This window comes from Nostoc sp. DedSLP04, from assembly GCF_034530775.1.
Lineage (GTDB): Bacteria > Cyanobacteriota > Cyanobacteriia > Cyanobacteriales > Nostocaceae > Nostoc.
Map to the genome: position 1 here is coordinate 19438 of NZ_JAVRCL010000022.1, position 17294 is coordinate 36731.

Consider the following 17294-nt stretch of genomic DNA (forward strand, 5'->3'; position numbering starts at 1 on the left):
TATTCACAAGTATTAAAAACTCAGCACTCCTTACTCCTTTTGAGGCCAGCGCCAGTTATAGCGATTCCATTGATACATTCCTTGAATTTCATACTCAGCGCCGTTTAAAAAGCGGACGACACAATTAGTAGAGGAATCATCGCTGCATCTACGCCCGTCGTAGACATCGCTAATTTCCTCAACCTTAATTACCATACAGGGGAACCATTCCCGCTTACAAGGGCCATCTTCTTGCACCCATTCCCATAGTGCATTGGAAACTTCAATGCGATCGCCTACTCTTAACTTTAATGCATCCTCAAAATAAGAATACTTGTCAAAATGATATGACTCAACCCGATTCAGCCACTGTAAACCATAGCGTTGGCGAATAAATTGTACCGTTCCAGAATCCTTTTCCAGCAACCAGTCGTTGAGTAATTGCACTTTCCAAGTGCGGTTGCGTTGTTCTTCCTCCTTAACAAATTTTAAAAATGCTTCTAACTCTTCTGGGGTAAGTTCGTCTAGAGGATTAGCAATATTTGACATCCCAGACGTAGAATTTCCCTGAATTTGCTCAACCACTTGCAGTAATATCTGTTTCTGCGTGTCAGTGAGAGGACAGCTTGCTGCATCACAATCATTAAAGGCTGCGAACATAGCTACTTCAATCTCATCTGGAGTCATAAGTTCATAGCAATTGAGGGGTTATTCCCCTAATTATTACAAATGTTAAATTCAAGTCTCCAATCACCCTGTAGTTAAATTCAGGTAAGCTGAGGTTGTAAGTTAAATATTGTTTGCTAAATTAACTCACGGGGTCTTTTATGCGGTTGCGTTCACTCACGGTGGTTTTTATTTCATGTCTCATTACTTTTCTATCGTGGGTGATTATTCCCCCAGCTGTAGCCCTGACACAGATTAAACTATTTGATGTCTCTTATAAAGATTGTCCACCAGAACTAGCACAAGGGGCTGTTATCAGTAGTGGTAGCGCTGCTGCCAATTGTTTTCTTGTCGTTGGCAAAGCCGAAAATGGCACTAATAAAACAGTCTACGACGCAGATATTTTTGGACGCATCTATGATGCTAATAATGACTCGGTGATGCAAAACCGCACTCGCTTAGGCTCTATTACCGAGGTACCACCAGGTATTAGCGATTTTGAATTGAGAATTTCTGTAGCTGCAAATCAACCTACTCCGTTGAAGCTAAAACAGTTTAAGGCTGCGGGGTTTAGCGGTCAAGTGCGTAAGTAATTCGTAATTCGTAATTCGTAATTCGTAATTCTTAGTACGGCTAGGTAATTAGAAACCCTGTAAAAAATCGTAGAGACGCTTGTATACTTAACGTCTCTACACAATTCTTTACCAAGGTAGTAATCAAAATCCTTCTATAAGGGCAGGCTAGCTGGAATGGCACTCAGAAGACTACTAACTAGATTGAGTGCTAAGAAAGCTAAGATCGGCGAAAAATCCATACCGCCCAATGGGGGAATAATTGAGCGGAATAGATTCAGATAAGGATCGGTTATCTGGGCTAAAGCGGCAAATGGCTGGTTATACCAGTTGATTGTCGGGAACCAGGTTAGCAAAACCCGGATAATTAGCAAATAGCTATAAAAGGTGACAAAGGTAATTAGTGTCGTAATCAGTAAACTCATGGATAGCTTTGTTTCCTACTAGGTGTCAAACGCGGTCTTATGTTTTAATTTTAATTTAGTCCAAAGTCAAAAGTGTTTGCGGATTTCACGTTTACCACACTTGACACTTTCACCACGCCTGAACAAACTTCAGGAGTCTTTAGTGAGGGAGCGCTCATTGGTTGCTTGGGGTGAACCGCCATTAACATTTCCTAGTTGCTTTCGCACTTCATCAATTGTGGCATTTAGCTGGGCAATTTTATCTTCTAGCGATCGCCTGGCCGTCTCTATACCAGCACTCTCACTTTCTGAGGCTTTCATCTGACGCCGCTTTGCTGCTATTTTTTTCGCTTCGGCTTGACTATCTGTCAGTTCTGTCTCCTCTTCTATTAGCAATTCTGGTTCGCGGCGAGAAGCAATCAGTGCCCCGATAACACCGCCAAATACGCCACCAACAAAGGCCCCTGCTACAAAACCACTGCCAAAACCATCTCGCTGACTCATATCTTTACCGCCTTCAACAAACCTTGCAACTTTTACAGTAGTTATGCTATTTTCCTGCCCTAGCTGCATACTAGCTTAAGTCCCAAAGATGCGATCGCCTGCATCTCCTAATCCCGGTACAATATATCCCTTACTGTCCAGTTTTTCGTCAATAGTAGCCGTGTAAATTATTAAACCTGGATAAGCTTCACTCAATTTTTGCAAAGCTGGTGGAGCTGCTACTACACAAACAATCCGCGTCAGGGCAGGGTCAGCACCCCGTTGTGTCAATTCTGCCATTGCTGCCATAATCGATCCTCCGGTTGCCAACATTGGATCGGTAACTAACACTCGTGTTTGGGGGTCAAATTTTTCTGGTAACTTGTTCAAATAACAATGAGGTTGCAGTGTCTCTTCATCTCGCGCCAAACCAAGGTGGTAAATCGATGCTAAAGGCAATAAAGTCTGCGCCCCCTCTAGTAATCCTAGCCCAGCTCGCAGAATCGGCACTACTGCCATAGGCACTTGCGGATCGATTACCGTTGCTGCACAGGTATCTAAGGGACTCTGTACTGTTGTTTCTTGGGTCGGCAACCAGTCTCGTGCAGCTTCATAAGTCAGCCATCTTCCCAACTCAGTCATGGCACTGCGGAACAATACTGAAGGCGTGCCTGCATCACGGGCAACTGCCAGCCAGTGTTTGATCAGGGGATGGGGTGGAACATAAACGCGCAATTGTAGCGTCATAGCCAGAAATAGGCGCCTTTTGATTGTATAAGAACTGAAACACCATAATACTCTTTCCTGCATCCGGCTGACAGCTTAAAATTAACAATCTCAATTTTTATTGATAAAGTCTTTCATTAGTAGTTGACATTAATTCTCAATCAAGGTTATATTCTTATACAGTGTTCTCCTCTCTTTTAAGGATCGGCAGACGGGATTAGTCAGCAGTAGCAGGCTCGTCCCTCTTTTTTTTATTTGTCATTGGTCATTTGTCATTGGTCATTGGTCATTGGTCATTAGTTAAATTAAATATTGATTGACTCTAGACAAAGGACAAATACTTTTCTACGAGACGCTACGCCTTAGCAAAGCTTTCGCTTTAGCGATACGCTCAGTACAAATGACAAAGGACAAAGGACAGAGGACAAATGACAAATGATAAATGACGCGATCGTGATTGGGTCTGGGATTGGCGGATTAGTAACAGCGACCCAGTTAGCGGCGAAGGGAGCGAAAGTACTGGTACTGGAACGTTATTTGATTCCAGGTGGTAGCGCTGGTTATTTTGAACGCCAAGGCTATCGATTCGATGTTGGCGCATCAATGATTTTTGGGCTGGGACAGAACGGTACTACTAACTTACTCACCCGTGCATTATCAACTGTAAATGTTAGCCAAGAAGCGATCGCAGATCCGGTACAGATTCACTATCATTTACCCCAAGGTTTAGACTTGAAGGTTGACCGGGTTTATGAAAAATTTTTGCAAAATCTTACTGCTCATTTTCCCCATGAAGAACAAGGGATTCGTCGCTTTTATGACGAATGCCAAAAAGTATTCAAGTGTCTCAACAGTATGGATTTGCTGTCACTGGAAGAACCTCGGTATTTACTGCGGGTATTTTTCCAGCATCCTTTGGCGTGTCTCGGTTTAGCCAAGTATCTGCCGCAAAATGCCGGGGATGTGGCGCGGCGTTACATCAAAGACCCGCAATTATTGAAGTTTATCGACATGGAATGTTATTGCTGGTCGGTGGTTCCATCAGATATGACACCAATGATTAATGCTGGAATGGTCTTTTCTGACAGGCATTATGGCGGAGTTAACTATCCCAAAGGCGGAGTCGGACAAATTGCTCTAAAACTGGTGGAAGGTCTAGAAAAGGCTGGAGGTCAAATTCAGTACCAAGCTAGAGTCACCAAAATTCTTACAGAACAGCGAAAAGCAGTAGGTGTGCAACTGGCTAATGGTAAAGTATATCGGGGTAAACGCATAGTTTCTAATGCTACGCGCTGGGATACATTTACACAATTATTACCAGTAGAAGCAATGCCAGATAATGAGAAAAAATGGCAACAAAACTACCAAAAATCTCCAAGCTTTTTGAGTTTGCACATCGGGGTAAAGGAGTCAGTTTTACCTACGGAGACAGAGTGTCACCATATTTTGCTGGAAGACTGGGAAAAGATGACAGCAGCAGAAGGCACAGTGTTTGTTTCGATTCCGACATTGCTTGACCCAGATTTAGCACCAAATGGATATCACATCATTCATGCCTTTACGCCTCACTGGATTGATGATTGGCAAGAACTTTCTCCAAGTGAGTACGAAGCAAAAAAAGAAAAGGCAGCTTGGCGAATTATTGACCGCCTAGAGAAGCTTTTTCCGGGTTTAGATGCCGGATTGGATTATTTAGAAGTGGGAACGCCACGCACACATCGCCGCTTTTTGGGTCGTGAGGATGGCACTTATGGGCCAATTCCCCGACGTAAATTGTGGGGGTTATTAAATATGCCCTTTAATCGCACAGCTATATCAGGACTTTATTGTGTAGGAGATAGCACTTTTCCAGGTCAAGGTTTGAATGCAGTTGCTTTTTCTGGATTTGCTTGCGCCCACCGTATTGCTGTAGATTTAGGATTTTAACTACAGATACAGCCTCCGCAAAAAACCTAGTAAGCGGATAGCGTTACTAGTGAAACTGGTAGCTACCCCAACACTCTGAGTAACTCTCAATACGTTTTGGTTAAGAAAGTTATCTGTTAAAACGAGTTCTTTGAGCGAAGGTAGAAGAAAGTGTTGGGGAAGCAAGAGTATTTAAATTTAATCTCTTCACTTTAAGTGCCTCCAAACGACCTTCCCAGCTTATCTAAACCGTATTGAGATGGGTAGCAAATACAATCAAAAAGTTACTAATTTTAGTACTTTTGCTAACACAATAGTAAGTGTTGTTACTCTTGGTCTGGTATTTTTTGGTTCCGAAAATTAGCTAACTCTGATGCTAAAGTCTCTTCTAATGCATCTAGAATCGCTTGGGGATCAACAGCTTCCTTCATTATTTGGGCCTGCGGATCGGAGCGATTTTTGACATTGGGAATATCTTGGCGTAATTCTTCAACTAAAGCGATAAGTTTTGCGATTTTCTGCTCAGAGAGCAGATTAAGCTGAAGGCTAAGTTGCGCCCGTTGCTCTGCTAATTTTTCCTGACGCTCTTGTTTTATCAATACCCCTGTTGTTACTAACAGGGAACCTGCGGTCAGTGAAAATTGTAGCCAAGAAAATGGCGGGGGATCGAATCTTGATATGCCTAAACGTCGTGGTAAAACATTGGGTGTTACCCACAGAATAATTCCTAACAGGATGCTATACAGGAATACCGGACGACCAAAAAAGGCTGTTACCGTTTCTACAAACCGTTGATGTTGAGGTACGTCTTTCTCATAACGTCTGTGCAGGTCAATAATAGTCTCGATATTTTGACTAATCGCTTCCGGCAATGGGGCAGTGGGCAAAATGGTTTGGCAAGGTGCTGAAGCTGATACTTGCGGTGAATCTTTTGGATTTGGTTTATCTTGGGAAAACATGGACAGTTTACTTGCAGTACTGATTTCTCTAAATCAATAACTCAAGTTTCAGCTATATATGTATACTTTTAGGTAGAAAAATAGATAAAAGTACCTATAGACAGATTTTGGGAAATTGCTATTGCTGTTGGATCAAGCAGATATATTGAAACAGAATCATAGCATCAATTTTCTTGTTTCAATATTGTATTTGAGATATAGTGATTTGTTAAAACTATAGTTGATTATATATTTTTTAGATATGTCATTTTGATGTCAATGCTATGTCAGGATAACACTCATGTTTATGTGGTATGCCTATCGAATATCTAATGTAGATTTCGCAATAAAAGCTTTCAGTGACACAATTGAGGCATTGCAGCTCACGCCGGAGAAATAGTCATCAGCGGCGATACGCAAACGCATTCGTGCGTGGATGCAATAGATTACGCCACGCTCAAAATCGGTTCGGTTGGTTCTTTACCATGCCTTTTCACTGCAATTTACTAAACTTTTCATAATTGTGCTTTAATGGTGGGCGGCTTTTGTTCGTTCAAGAATTTTCCTCACACACAACGCGATCGCTGATGCTACTCACACACAAAGAAAACATTGTAAAATTTAGCTGGCTTCTACCCAGCTTCTTAAGCTTAATCCTGCTTGGCTCTACTGTTAAAGCTAATGGTGCGATGCCTGCGGCGGGCGTAGGCATCGCTAATTGGCATTTTGATAGCAATCGCAATCATCTGGACTTCACCACAGATGAAAATGTTCAACCGAAAGTGCAATTACTTACCAACCCGACTCGTTTGGTAATTGATTTGGCTGGAGTTACATTAGGATATCCACAGACTAGTCAAAGAGTGGGCCCAGTAATTAAAGACATCCGCATCGAGCAGTTTAATGCAGAGACTACCCGCATGGTAGTTACTTTAGCACCCGACTACACCTTTGATTTAGCACAGGTGCAACTGCAAGAGGAATCCCCCAATCATTGGTCTGTGCAGTTACCCAAGCCAATACGATTAACTGCAACCCAGCCGCAATATTTAGAAATAACTCCGAGTATTTCTCCAAGAGTGAATGATAATAGCACTCTCTTTGCTGGTGTGGTTCCAATGCATTCACCGATGAAAGCGCTGGAACCTCAAATTAAAGCCTTGATGAGTCGCTACAGCTTTCTGAAAACAGGAATGTTTTTTCTAGATTTGGATACTGGGGATTATTTGGATATTGGAGGCGATCGCGTTTTCCCGGCTGCTAGTACAATTAAACTGCCAATACTTATCGCTTTTTTCCAAGATTTAGATGCTGGTAAAGTCACCCTTCAGGAAAACCTGACGATGCGGCGTGACTTAGTTACCAATGGTTCTGGAAGTATGCAATATGAGCGAGTTGGGAAGAAGTACACAGCTTTGGAAACCATCACTAAGATGATTACCATTAGTGATAATACTGCCACCAACATGATTATCGATCGCTTAGGTGGAGCGGCGAAACTAAATCAGCGTTTCCGTAGTTGGGGACTGAAAGACACGGTAATTCGCCATCTTTTAGCTGATTTGAGAGGAACCAACACCACAAGTTCTCAAGATATGGCGCGGGTGCTGGCTTTAGTTGTGAATAACAAGTTAGTTTCGCCCCAAAGTCGGGAGCAAGCCTTAGATATTCTGCGTCACACCACAATTCATACACTGCTTCCCGCCGGTTTGGGGAAAGGTGCAGTTATCGCCAACAAAACCGGAGATATTGGGTTTCTTATTGGCGATGCGGGATTTGTGACTATGCCCAATGGTAAGCGTTACCTGGCGGCTATCTTCGTTACCCGTCCTTATAAAGACACAAGAGGGAGAGACTTTATCCGTCAAGTTTCCCAATTAGTTTACAATTATCTGAATCAGCCGAATCCAGTTGCTGCGGTTGATTCACCTAATAGTGTTACGAGATAGGAGTAGGGCGCAAAGCTAGCTGCGCATAGGTGTCAAGTTAACGTGAAAGCCCTATAATCATCTGATATTAAGTCCACTCGCCTATCCGCGTCACCCCACCCCGGTTTTGTCTAAAGCCAAAACCGCCCCTCCCCTTGCCAAGGGGAGGGGTTGGGGGAGGGGTAAAGTATATGTGGGGAGAAGCATTTGAGCTTAAGTTGACACCACTGCACAGATGTGCGTCCCTACAGTAATTAGATAATTGTGATTTTACTTGCGGCTTTAGTAGCTTTTTCCCTAGCCTCTTGGACATTCACACCTTTCGTCAAAGCTACGCCCATTCGCCGATATGGATGAGCATTAGGTTTACCAAATAATTTAATATCTACATCTTTTTCCGACAAAGCATCGGCGACACCACTAAAAGCAATAGAATCAGATTTTTCTGAAGCTAAAATCACCGCACTGGCTGAGGCTCCTAGCTGTTCAATATGAGGAATTGGCAAGCCTAAAATAGCTCTTAAATGTAGTTCAAATTCGTTAAGATTTTGTGAGATTAATGTCACCATTCCCGTATCGTGGGGTCTGGGAGAAAGTTCTGAAAAAATCACTTCATCTTTAGTAATGAAAAATTCAACGCCAAAAATTCCGGCTCCTCCTAAAGCATCAGTAACTTTTATCGCTATTTCTTGGGATTTTAATATTTTATCTTCAGAAATTTCTGCGGGTTGCCACGATTCTTGATAATCGCCTCTTTCTTGGCGATGACCAATAGGAGAACAGAAAATTGTCGGTGCATTCCACTGTTTAATTGTTAGTAAAGTTATCTCAATTTCAAAGTTAATAAATTCTTCTACAATGACTTTTTGACTATCTCCTCTAGAATTAGCGATCGCATAATTCCAAGCCTTCTCAACTTCAGTCTTATCCTGCACTACAGATTGACCTTTCCCAGATGATGACATCACCGGTTTAACAACATTGGGAAAGCCAATTTTATCCGAAACTGCAATTAATTCTTCTAGAGTTGTTGCATAACCATATTTAGCCGTTCTAATGCCCAATTCTTGATGTGCCAGTTCCCGAATTCGATCGCGGTTCATTGTATAGTTAGTAGCAGCCGCAGTCGGAATAACTGTAATCCCTCGCTGTTCAAATTCGATGAGTTTTTCGGTTCGGATTGCTTCAATTTCTGGTATAATAATATCTGGCTGATATTTTGTCACTACAGCTTCTAAATCATCAGCACTGAGCATAGAAATAACTTCATAAGCATCAGCAACCTGCATCGCTGGAGCATTGGCATAGCGGTCAACGGCAATCACATAATTACCAAGACGTTGAGCAGCGATCGCAAATTCTTTGCCTAGTTCTCCTGAACCCAGCAACATCAATTTTTGGGGCAACTTAATACTCATTAACTTATCCAGGTCAATATCAATTCAATCATCTTATAATTTTTTGTGTTTTCATTACTAACTTCTCAAGAACTAAATATCGCTTTGCGTAGTTCTAAATCTTGACGTTCTAGATGATTTAAACCAATACCTACGCCAAACTGACATTTATTTACTAGAGTCTCTAACCAAATAGTCTCGTTCAGAGTTGCACCTCGTAAATCTGCATTTCTCAAGTCGGCTTTTGTAAAATTTACAAATAAAAGGTCTGCATTTACTAAACTACTACCTTGGAGATTTGCTTCTGACAAATTTCCTCGGATGAAGTTGACATCATCTAAAATTAAACCAGATAAATCTGCTCCCATCAGATTAGGGAACTTTAGCTGACTGGGATATTTAAAAAATCGTATTATACAAATGATATTAGCTTCATTTAGGTTAATTTTAGTTAAAAACTCATAACGAGCGATACCCAGTTGCTTCAGAATTTGTAGACGTTGTGGGGAACTTTGTTCTAAAAAATTAATGGCTGTGTTGCGTAGGTCTTGAGTAGAGATATTTAACATTATTTTCAGATTTTTGTGATATTTGTGTTAATAAAAAATTGAAGAAGAATTCAGAAGTCAGAATTCAGGAGTCAGAATCAATTAGTGGGGGATTCAGACCCGCCACTTTCTTGTTGACCGCTAAATCGAAGATTTAGCGGGGGTCTTAAACCCACTTATTTATCCGCCACTCGCACAGAATTCATACTGAATTCTGGCTCCTGACTCCTGAATTCTGTTAGATAACAAAGAATATATAATATAACAGTTTTCAAGCATTCATAAAAAACAAAAACCCCAATTGTTTTGAGAAATTGAGGTTTTAAGTTTATTGATAACTAACGAGCTAATGTTATGCTAATAATGCTTTCGTAGCAGATTCGCCTGCTAATTTCACTTGCCTTGTCAACTGCAAGTTTAACCATCCTAGAAAAGTTAACTCAGCGAGGAATGCCATAAAAATTGTTGTCGTACTAGAGCCTTGGATACCAACCCAAGGAAAAGTTGAAAACAGCCATACAGTAGACATCACAGTAGACACCTGTGATGTGATGCCGATAAATTCTAAAATTATCGGTGGTAGTAACACTGCTGCACCTATAATCCGAATTGCCCAGAAAGAACGTTTGGGAGTTTTCAGCAAAAGTATCAATTGGGCGATGGTAGCGTAAATCATGATTACGCTGATAGACAAAGCTATAGCTAAAAGTACTTTAAACCTGTCAACATCGTTACCTAGCCAAGTTTGGCCATTGTTGGTATCAAAAATAGATGTCAATGAAATCCAAATTAGCCAGGGGATAGTAACAATTGTAAGATTAATTGCGATCGCCACTAGTGCAGGGCTTTTTTCAGCCCAAATTAGATCCTGCCAAATACTCTTGTGGCTAGAAACTCCTTGATGTCGATATCTTGCCCAATCTTGTACATCTTGACGGTGAGGCGAAAGAACTGCAATTAAACTTAAAATCAACAGCAAGTTGTACGATGCTAGTAAAATGTAATTTTCCCCAACTTGTCGATCTAGTGTGTAACTATTTTCACCAATTTGTAGAGTAAAACCCCAGATCATCAACTGGCAAAACGCTACTAATAAATAACTTTGCTTCTTACTAATTATTGAGGCTTGAGGGTTACGGAAGCAACGTTTAAGAATTTGCAAAATTCCGTAACTGCACAATCCTAAATTTAATAAATGAAAGCCAACAACACTAATAATACTTCTCCCTAATGGTAAATAGAAAAACTGCAACTTTTTAATATCCGAGCCATTGGATAGATTAAATAAGTTAGGAAATAGATAATTAGTTGTATCCCAAGGATTAAAAAGTCTAAACCAAGCAATTGAATTATTTAAACTGTTGTTATAAGACGATGCAAGTAACATCGTTATGAACAAAAACATAAAAATTACACCACTAACTAGTAAACCCAACAAAGGCTGAGAACCACTAAACGAACGACTAAATAAGCTAAGTAGTAGTGCAGCACTGTAAAAGAAAATACAGCTAGCAGCAAGAATTGCGTAGTAACCCAAAATGTAACTAAAAGCAATTTGGGCAGAAAGCCCAGCCCATAAATGTAAAGGAACTGCTACTAAAATCATCAGATAAATTAAACTCGGAACTCCTAGCAACTTGCCAGTCAATATACTTGTTTCTGATTGGGGACTAAGACGGATAAAGTTTAGTGTGCCGCGAGTTTCTTCTTTAGCGAAATCGTTAATTAGCAAATAAGTGCCTGCAACTATTAGTGTAAATATAAAAATTACACTAAATGTTAAGAATATATATTCCCAATGATCTCGCCACCACATCTGCCAATCAATTTGAATTTGGGGACAAAAATTCTTTGAGAAGAAATCATTTAATTCAGCAATTTTAGATTGATCTGATTCTTTGAAAACCTGTGTTTGTTGCGGTTCATATATTTGACGTAAACGACAGTATGTCCCAGTTAGGGAGTATTTATTATTAGGAGCGTTACTTAAATGATATAAAGTAACTACCAGTTGCAATACGAAAGATGTCACAACTGCGATCGCTACATTAAAAAATTTAAATTGTCCTTTGAGTTCGCGGAATAATTGCGGATTCCAATCGCCGATTTTGTCGATTAAATTAAGCATAATCTGAAAAATTTCTCCCAAAAGAGTGAGTGATATTTATTGATGAATCAAGATGCTTGTTTGTGACCTAATTTTAAGAAAATACTTTCTAAGTCTTCTTGCGTGCAGTGAAAATCAGTTAGAGGAATGCCCGCTTTGATCAGCGATCGCAATAACTCGGCACTATCTTCATCTTTGCCGGAAAAATTCACCCGCACGCTGTTTTTTCCTGATATAACCTCCCATTCTTCTACTAAAGGATGGTGTTTAAGTTCGTTCAAAAGTGTCTCTAAGTTCCCTAGAGTTGATAAGACAATTTGCTGATGGGCTAGACGCTGATAAAGTTGCTGTAGGGAAGTACTTTCTACTAAAAAGCCAAGTTCCATAATTCCTACAGAAGTACAAATTTCCGCTAAATCGCTGAGAACGTGGGAGGAAATGATCGTAGTCATTCCAGCTTCTTGCAAAGCCTTAATAATTTCACGAAAGTGCATCCTTGCAATCGGGTCAAGCCCAGAAACAGGCTCATCTAGTAATAGTAAAATTGGTTCGTGGATAATGGTTCGCGCTAAACTTAAACGCTGTTTCATTCCCCTCGACAGAGTAGAAATCTGACTATTGCGTTTATTACCAAGTTGAATAAGTTCTAAAACTTCATGTAAGCGTTTAGTGCGGCGCGGTTCTCGCAAACGATATAAACGCGCAAAGTAATCTAAGTAATCCCAGACTGTCAAATCTTCATATAGTGGGTAGTCATCGGGTAAATAGCCAAGATGACGCTTAAGTTTGAGGTTACTGCTGTCACGGATCAGGCGATCGCCATTAATATAAATCTCACCTGTAGTTGCTTCCTCAGCAGTCGCCAACATTCGGATGAGAGTTGTTTTACCCGCGCCATTCGGCCCAATCAGTCCATAAACTTCCCCCGCTTGGATTTCTAAATCAACATCATTGACAGCAACGTGTCGGTCAAATTGCTTAGTGAGTCCACGGGTACAAATTGTTAATTCTTTTACCATCGCTGCTAGGGTGCGGCTTGTGATTAACCGCTAACCTAACTTTTTTTACAGCTTTTGTCAGGATGGTTTCCAAAATTGAAACTAGCTTTATTTAAAGCTGCTTTGAGTTCTGGGCATTATTTACCCTATTTTCACTAAAGTTTTAAATAATACCAACTATTAATTTTTGCTAAGGGGAATACTAAAGCTAGAAATCTCTAGTACTAATATTGCAAACCTGATGATATTAGAGTCAACCGCTTGCTCAGTAGGCAATGGTATTTTCACTGGAATAGGTCATAAACTTAGCAAAAGTAGGTAAGACATACGCCCTACCTACTTATTAATTCTGATTCTGCTATTTATGAAATATTTGCAAATTAAACCTTGACTTTTTTCTTTAGTGTCAAGTTATTTCTGATAGTGGTGGGATGACGTTATTAACCCCATTACCAGATGAGCCGCTAATTGCATAACGGTATTCGGGAACTGGATATCCAGCCTCACCAAAGGTTTCACGGATAGCTTTATTAGTGTCGAAGTAAACCTGCCAATAGTGATCGTTATTGCAATAAGGACGTACTGCTAGTACAGGCCCTGCAAAGTTGAAATTCTGAATTTCCACATCCGGTGCTGGATTTTGGAGAACATTAGGAATTTGGCTAATTTTCGCTTTCAAAAGTGCGATCGCTTCGTTGTGTTTCACATCATGATGAAGTTGAGCCACTAGATCAACCCGACGGTAAGGGTTGGCAGAATAATTCTGGATGTTATCAGCAAAGATTTTATTATTAGCGACAATTGTCAACACGTTATCAGGCGTATTGATATTTGTTGTGAACAGTCCAATTTCTGTAACAGTGCCTGTCACGCCTGCGGTGGTAATGAAATCACCAACTTTGAAAGGTCGAAAAACAATTAAAAATGCTCCGGCTGCAAAGTTGGCTAGTAAACCCCCCCATGCTGCACCAATTGCAATGCCTGCTCCTGCTAGCAATGCAGCAAAGGAAGTTGTTTCAACCCCAAAGAAGCCGAGAATTGCCACAACTAGAATAATTCTCAGTGTGACACCAATGATATTCAGAAGATAGTTAATGAGTGTTGGATCGACGTGTTGACCTCGGAAAGCACGTCGTACTAGCTTCAATCCAAAATCAATCAAGCGTTGAGCAATCAGCCACAGTGCGATCGCACCTAAAATTTTCAACCCAAACTGAGTTAAAAGTTGGCTAGCAACTAAGCTAATTTGTCTAAAATCCATAATTTTTGTCTGTGAATATTAAATACAATAAACATACAAGAAATTAAATCAAAATGATATATCAATACTTTTTTTTAATTTTTGCTGTAATGTGCAGCAGATAGGAAACTGTTCTCGGAGGATATCTGAACAGTTTTGGGCAAATATAAATAAATCTTTTCTTGCGGGATTATCTACTTTTTGGCTTGTTGCTGTTTTTTTACTCCTTAATTCAAGTAAAGATGTCATAGATATTGGGATTTTCCAAGATTTAATCCTTGTCTGGCGTATCAATCTTTGCTCCCTATCTCAAATTTCTGCATAAATCGCGCTATGCCAGCAGGGCCAAGTTTTTTAGTCAAGGCTTTTATAGCGCTTCCTATGTTGGTGAAGTATAGCTAGACTTCATATATAAACCCTTTTAACTTTGAGGATGTGCCTCATTCGATCGAGAACCGCTATATTCCCAACCGCCTAATCTCAGCTTGATTATGTGCGTGTTGGTCAACGACTATGAGACTATCTATTCCTAAAGAGGTTACAGGTGTCAAGTAAAAAAATCGGTTTTTGGTCTGTGTGGGCATTGGGTGTAGGCGGCATTGTTGGTGGACTTTTTCCAGCACTGGGAGTTGTAATTCAAATAGCTGATGTAGGCGCACCACTAGCATTTGCGATCGCCGGGACAATAGCTTTGATAACTACTTATGCTTATGCAAAACTTTCGGTAGCTCATCCATGTCGAGGCGGGACAGTAACCTTCTTAAACCAGGCTTTTGGTTCAGGACTGTTTAGTGGGACACTGAATCTTCTACTGTGGTTTAGTTATGTAGTCATGCTTTCCTTTTACTTGCAGGCTTTTGGTAGTTATGGAGTTAGCCTGTTTACATCTACTCAACCGATTTGGAAGCATTTACTGATTAGCTTGGCAATTTTAGGGACAACTGGATTAAATCTACTAACTGCCAATCATATTGGTAAATCTCAAATCTGGATTGTCAGCTTCAAACTGGGGATTTTGCTCCTGTTCATTACTATGGGAAGTAGTCATATCGACATTTCCCGTCTAGAACCAGTCTCAATATCGTCGCTACAGTCAATTTTCGCCGGAGCAATGGTGATTTTCTTATCTTATGAAGGCTTTGAGCTAATCGCCAATGCAGCAGAGGATCTTGTCAATCCCAAGCATACTTTGCCACGAGTTTATTACTCTGTAATCGGGTTCGTTATTTTGCTTTACGTTTTAATAGCACTGGTTACATTGGGAGCAGAACCAATAGAACAGATTTTGGCAGTAAAAGACTATGCTTTGGCTGAAGTTGCCAAACCAATTATGGGGCAATTTGGATCTGTATTGATTACTATTGCTGCTCTTTTCTCAACTATCTCGGCTAGTAACGCCACACTCTACGGTTCAGCTCGTTTTAGCACTGTGATTGCTAAATCTAGGGGGTTTAACTTTGGTAGCAAAATGAATGGCATAGAGCAATCTTCAATTGGCTTATTTATTACTAGTGGTATTACTCTCATAATCGCCAATTTTTGTGATATAAGTCGGATTTCAACGATGGGTAGTGCCGGGTTTCTCCTAATATTTGCTGCGGTTAATTTAGCTAACGCTCGTATGCATCGTTATACGAAAAGCAAGCAGTGGATTTCACTTTTAGGTGCTGGAATATGTTTAGTAGCACTAGGAATGTTGATTTGGTTTGCTTTGCAAACAGATCCACAAACCGTCTGGGTTTTAGTGTTGATGGTAGGAGTAGCTATAGGCATTGAAGTAATCTACTACCTGTCAAATAATCGACGGCTACACCTTTGAAGAAGCTTTGCTCAACTCTAAAATGTTTTTGTAATAGTCCACGTTTGGATTAATTTAACTTGAATTCGATGAACCTCTCCCTCCCAACCTCCCTCTCCCACGGGAAAAGGGAGGAGCAATGAGAAATTAGGGTTTTGGCTCCCCTCTCCGACACGGAGAGGGGCTGGGGGAGAGGTCAAAATAGCACTCGTCGAATTCACGTTAATTTAACTTGAATTTGCAAACAGTGCCTTCTCTGTTAGCAGATCGTTTGCTTTAGATTTTCATTATGAATCATCTTTTAAAGGTGATTTAGGAATGGCTCATAAGTGGTAACTTTATCTGGAACGTCGAGCCTTTACCCTCATTGCTCATCACATGAATGTGACCGCCGTGAGCCTGGACAATTTGTTGAGCGATCGCTAATCCTAACCCAAATCCGCCGCTTTCTCTGGTACGTTCTGTATCAACTCGGTAAAAGCGATCGAAAATATAAGGTAAATCTGCCTCTGGAATTCCAATTCCAGTATCAATAACCTGAATTACTGCCCGATCTGGGTGAGGTTCTAAGCGTAACCAGACAGTTCCACCAGATGGAGTATAATTACAGGCGTTGTTAAGCAAGTTTTCCACAGCTAGGCGCAGCAAATCGGGGTCAGCCCACAACTCAATGGGTTGTTCTGGTAAATGGCCGATCAACTCGAGCGACGCTTTTGCAGCAACAGTATTGTAATAAATAGCTAAATTCTCTAGCAAGCTATTAAGATTAACCTTTTTGAGAGATTCGGGAGTTAATTTTCCCTGATGCCGAGCCAACAGCAGTAGGTTATTGACCAAGGTACTCATCGACTTGGCGCTATCGATGATGTTCTCTATTGAGGGATGGATTTGGGGACGGTCTGCTGCCATTAGTAACCCAACTTGGGCATTGGTTAAAATCGCAGACAAGGGCGATCGCAACTCATGAGAAGCATCTGATGTAAAGCGTTGTAGTTGATTATAGGCTTGCTGAACGGGTTGCATAGCTATGCCGCCAAGTACCCAACCTGTAAGTCCAATTAACCCCAGTGCTATAGGCACAGCAAGGGTCAACATTAACTGAAATTCTCTGAGATCGTTTTGAGTTTCTGTCAGTGGGATACCAACTTGCAGATAACCGATGACCGAATTTCCTCCTTGAACAGGTAGGGTGACTTGACGAAGCCAAAGCGTCTCACCTGTAAACTGGTCAACGGACTTAATCGTGAGAAACTCAGATGCTATTCCCAACTTTTCTGGAGGTGGAGTACCAAAAAACCGCTTGAGTTTGCCGTTGGGGTCATACCAGCGAACATAGACCAATTCAATATCAGCGGGGTGAGAACCACTACCCAATAGCGGTATATTGCTCAGATCGACTTCTTTTTGTCCTTGATACAGCCGATACTGCGAACTGGCTGCCATTAACTCTGCTCTTTTATAAAGCAGTTGATCTAATGCTTTGAGCTTGTCTTTTACCTCAAGATTGTAAATCACTCCAGCAAAGAGAATGAGAATGCACCCCATTGAAAGGGTAAACCAACGAGCTAAGTTACGACGACTGCGGTTAAACACAACTTATGCTAA

The 17294-nt window shown here is 40.8% G+C and carries 15 protein-coding genes; 4 read left to right on the forward strand and 11 right to left on the reverse strand.

Annotated features, from left to right (window positions below):
• Positions 1-30: 30 nt before the first annotated feature.
• Positions 31-666 (reverse strand): hypothetical protein, encoded by a 636-nt coding sequence (locus RMX89_RS14575; RefSeq protein WP_322689431.1) that lies wholly within the window; start codon positions 664-666, stop codon positions 31-33.
• A 140-nt stretch (positions 667-806) separates the two neighbouring features.
• On the opposite strand from RMX89_RS14575, the gene RMX89_RS14580 reads away from it, so the two are divergent.
• Complete coding sequence (locus RMX89_RS14580; RefSeq protein WP_322671823.1) at positions 807-1238, forward strand: biotin carboxylase; 432 nt, start codon at positions 807-809, stop codon at positions 1236-1238.
• 134 nt (positions 1239-1372) lie between these two features.
• Here RMX89_RS14580 and RMX89_RS14585 read toward each other — a convergent pair whose 3' ends face one another.
• The 3 genes from RMX89_RS14585 to upp all read right to left on the reverse strand — a co-directional run bounded on the left by RMX89_RS14585 (position 1373) and on the right by upp (position 2851).
• Positions 1373-1642, reverse strand: a complete 270-nt coding sequence (locus RMX89_RS14585) for a YggT family protein (RefSeq protein WP_322671822.1) — start codon at positions 1640-1642, stop codon at positions 1373-1375.
• Between the two features lie 129 nt (positions 1643-1771).
• Positions 1772-2125 carry a hypothetical protein gene (locus RMX89_RS14590; protein WP_322671846.1) on the reverse strand — a complete coding sequence of 118 codons (354 nt, stop codon included), beginning with the start codon at positions 2123-2125 and terminating at the stop codon, positions 1772-1774.
• Between the two features lie 75 nt (positions 2126-2200).
• Entirely contained in the window at positions 2201-2851 is a 651-nt protein-coding gene (gene upp, locus RMX89_RS14595) for a uracil phosphoribosyltransferase (RefSeq protein ID WP_322685461.1), read from the reverse strand.
• A 414-nt stretch (positions 2852-3265) separates the two neighbouring features.
• On the opposite strand from upp, the gene crtH reads away from it, so the two are divergent.
• Positions 3266-4756: a carotenoid isomerase gene (gene crtH / locus RMX89_RS14600; protein WP_322689432.1), complete on the forward strand. Its 1491-nt coding sequence runs from the start codon at positions 3266-3268 to the stop codon at positions 4754-4756.
• Between the two features lie 305 nt (positions 4757-5061).
• Here crtH and RMX89_RS14605 read toward each other — a convergent pair whose 3' ends face one another.
• Entirely contained in the window at positions 5062-5694 is a 633-nt protein-coding gene (locus RMX89_RS14605) for a DUF1003 domain-containing protein (RefSeq protein ID WP_322689433.1), read from the reverse strand.
• Between the two features lie 524 nt (positions 5695-6218).
• On the opposite strand from RMX89_RS14605, the gene RMX89_RS14610 reads away from it, so the two are divergent.
• Positions 6219-7622 (forward strand): serine hydrolase, encoded by a 1404-nt coding sequence (locus RMX89_RS14610; protein WP_322689434.1) that lies wholly within the window; start codon positions 6219-6221, stop codon positions 7620-7622.
• 233 nt (positions 7623-7855) lie between these two features.
• Here RMX89_RS14610 and purT read toward each other — a convergent pair whose 3' ends face one another.
• The 5 genes from purT to RMX89_RS14635 all read right to left on the reverse strand — a co-directional run bounded on the left by purT (position 7856) and on the right by RMX89_RS14635 (position 13912).
• Entirely contained in the window at positions 7856-9019 is a 1164-nt protein-coding gene (gene purT / locus RMX89_RS14615; RefSeq protein WP_322689435.1) for a formate-dependent phosphoribosylglycinamide formyltransferase, read from the reverse strand.
• Positions 9020-9084: 65 nt separating this feature from the next.
• Positions 9085-9567, reverse strand: coding sequence for a pentapeptide repeat-containing protein (locus tag RMX89_RS14620; protein WP_322689436.1), 483 nt, complete (start codon positions 9565-9567; stop codon positions 9085-9087).
• A gap of 331 nt (positions 9568-9898) precedes the next feature.
• Entirely contained in the window at positions 9899-11677 is a 1779-nt protein-coding gene (locus tag RMX89_RS14625; protein WP_322689470.1) for an ABC transporter permease subunit, read from the reverse strand.
• A 44-nt stretch (positions 11678-11721) separates the two neighbouring features.
• Entirely contained in the window at positions 11722-12672 is a 951-nt protein-coding gene (locus RMX89_RS14630; RefSeq protein ID WP_322689437.1) for an ABC transporter ATP-binding protein, read from the reverse strand.
• A 385-nt stretch (positions 12673-13057) separates the two neighbouring features.
• On the reverse strand, positions 13058-13912 hold the full coding sequence (locus RMX89_RS14635) for a mechanosensitive ion channel family protein (RefSeq protein ID WP_322686371.1): 855 nt from the start codon (positions 13910-13912) through the stop codon (positions 13058-13060).
• A 523-nt stretch (positions 13913-14435) separates the two neighbouring features.
• Between RMX89_RS14635 and RMX89_RS14640 the strand changes: the two genes are divergently transcribed.
• Entirely contained in the window at positions 14436-15710 is a 1275-nt protein-coding gene (locus RMX89_RS14640) for an APC family permease (protein WP_322689438.1), read from the forward strand.
• Positions 15711-16001: 291 nt separating this feature from the next.
• Here the strand turns inward: RMX89_RS14640 and RMX89_RS14645 are convergent, their stop codons facing one another.
• The gene (locus tag RMX89_RS14645) at positions 16002-17282 is read right to left on the reverse strand and encodes a HAMP domain-containing sensor histidine kinase (protein ID WP_322689439.1); all 1281 of its coding nucleotides are present in this window, start codon (positions 17280-17282) and stop codon (positions 16002-16004) included.
• Between the last annotated feature and the right edge of the window lie 12 nt (positions 17283-17294).

Coding starts and splice junctions, on each gene's coding strand:
- RMX89_RS14575 (WP_322689431.1), bottom strand. CDS start 666: ATGACTCCAGATGAGATTGAAGTAGCTATGTTCGCAGCCTTTAATGAT.
- RMX89_RS14580 (WP_322671823.1), top strand. CDS start 807: ATGCGGTTGCGTTCACTCACGGTGGTTTTTATTTCATGTCTCATTACT.
- RMX89_RS14585 (WP_322671822.1), bottom strand. CDS start 1,642: ATGAGTTTACTGATTACGACACTAATTACCTTTGTCACCTTTTATAGC.
- RMX89_RS14590 (WP_322671846.1), bottom strand. CDS start 2,125: ATGAGTCAGCGAGATGGTTTTGGCAGTGGTTTTGTAGCAGGGGCCTTT.
- upp (WP_322685461.1), bottom strand. CDS start 2,851: ATGACGCTACAATTGCGCGTTTATGTTCCACCCCATCCCCTGATCAAA.
- crtH (WP_322689432.1), top strand. CDS start 3,266: ATGATAAATGACGCGATCGTGATTGGGTCTGGGATTGGCGGATTAGTA.
- RMX89_RS14605 (WP_322689433.1), bottom strand. CDS start 5,694: ATGTTTTCCCAAGATAAACCAAATCCAAAAGATTCACCGCAAGTATCA.
- purT (WP_322689435.1), bottom strand. CDS start 9,019: ATGAGTATTAAGTTGCCCCAAAAATTGATGTTGCTGGGTTCAGGAGAA.
- RMX89_RS14620 (WP_322689436.1), bottom strand. CDS start 9,567: ATGTTAAATATCTCTACTCAAGACCTACGCAACACAGCCATTAATTTT.
- RMX89_RS14630 (WP_322689437.1), bottom strand. CDS start 12,672: ATGGTAAAAGAATTAACAATTTGTACCCGTGGACTCACTAAGCAATTT.
- RMX89_RS14635 (WP_322686371.1), bottom strand. CDS start 13,912: ATGGATTTTAGACAAATTAGCTTAGTTGCTAGCCAACTTTTAACTCAG.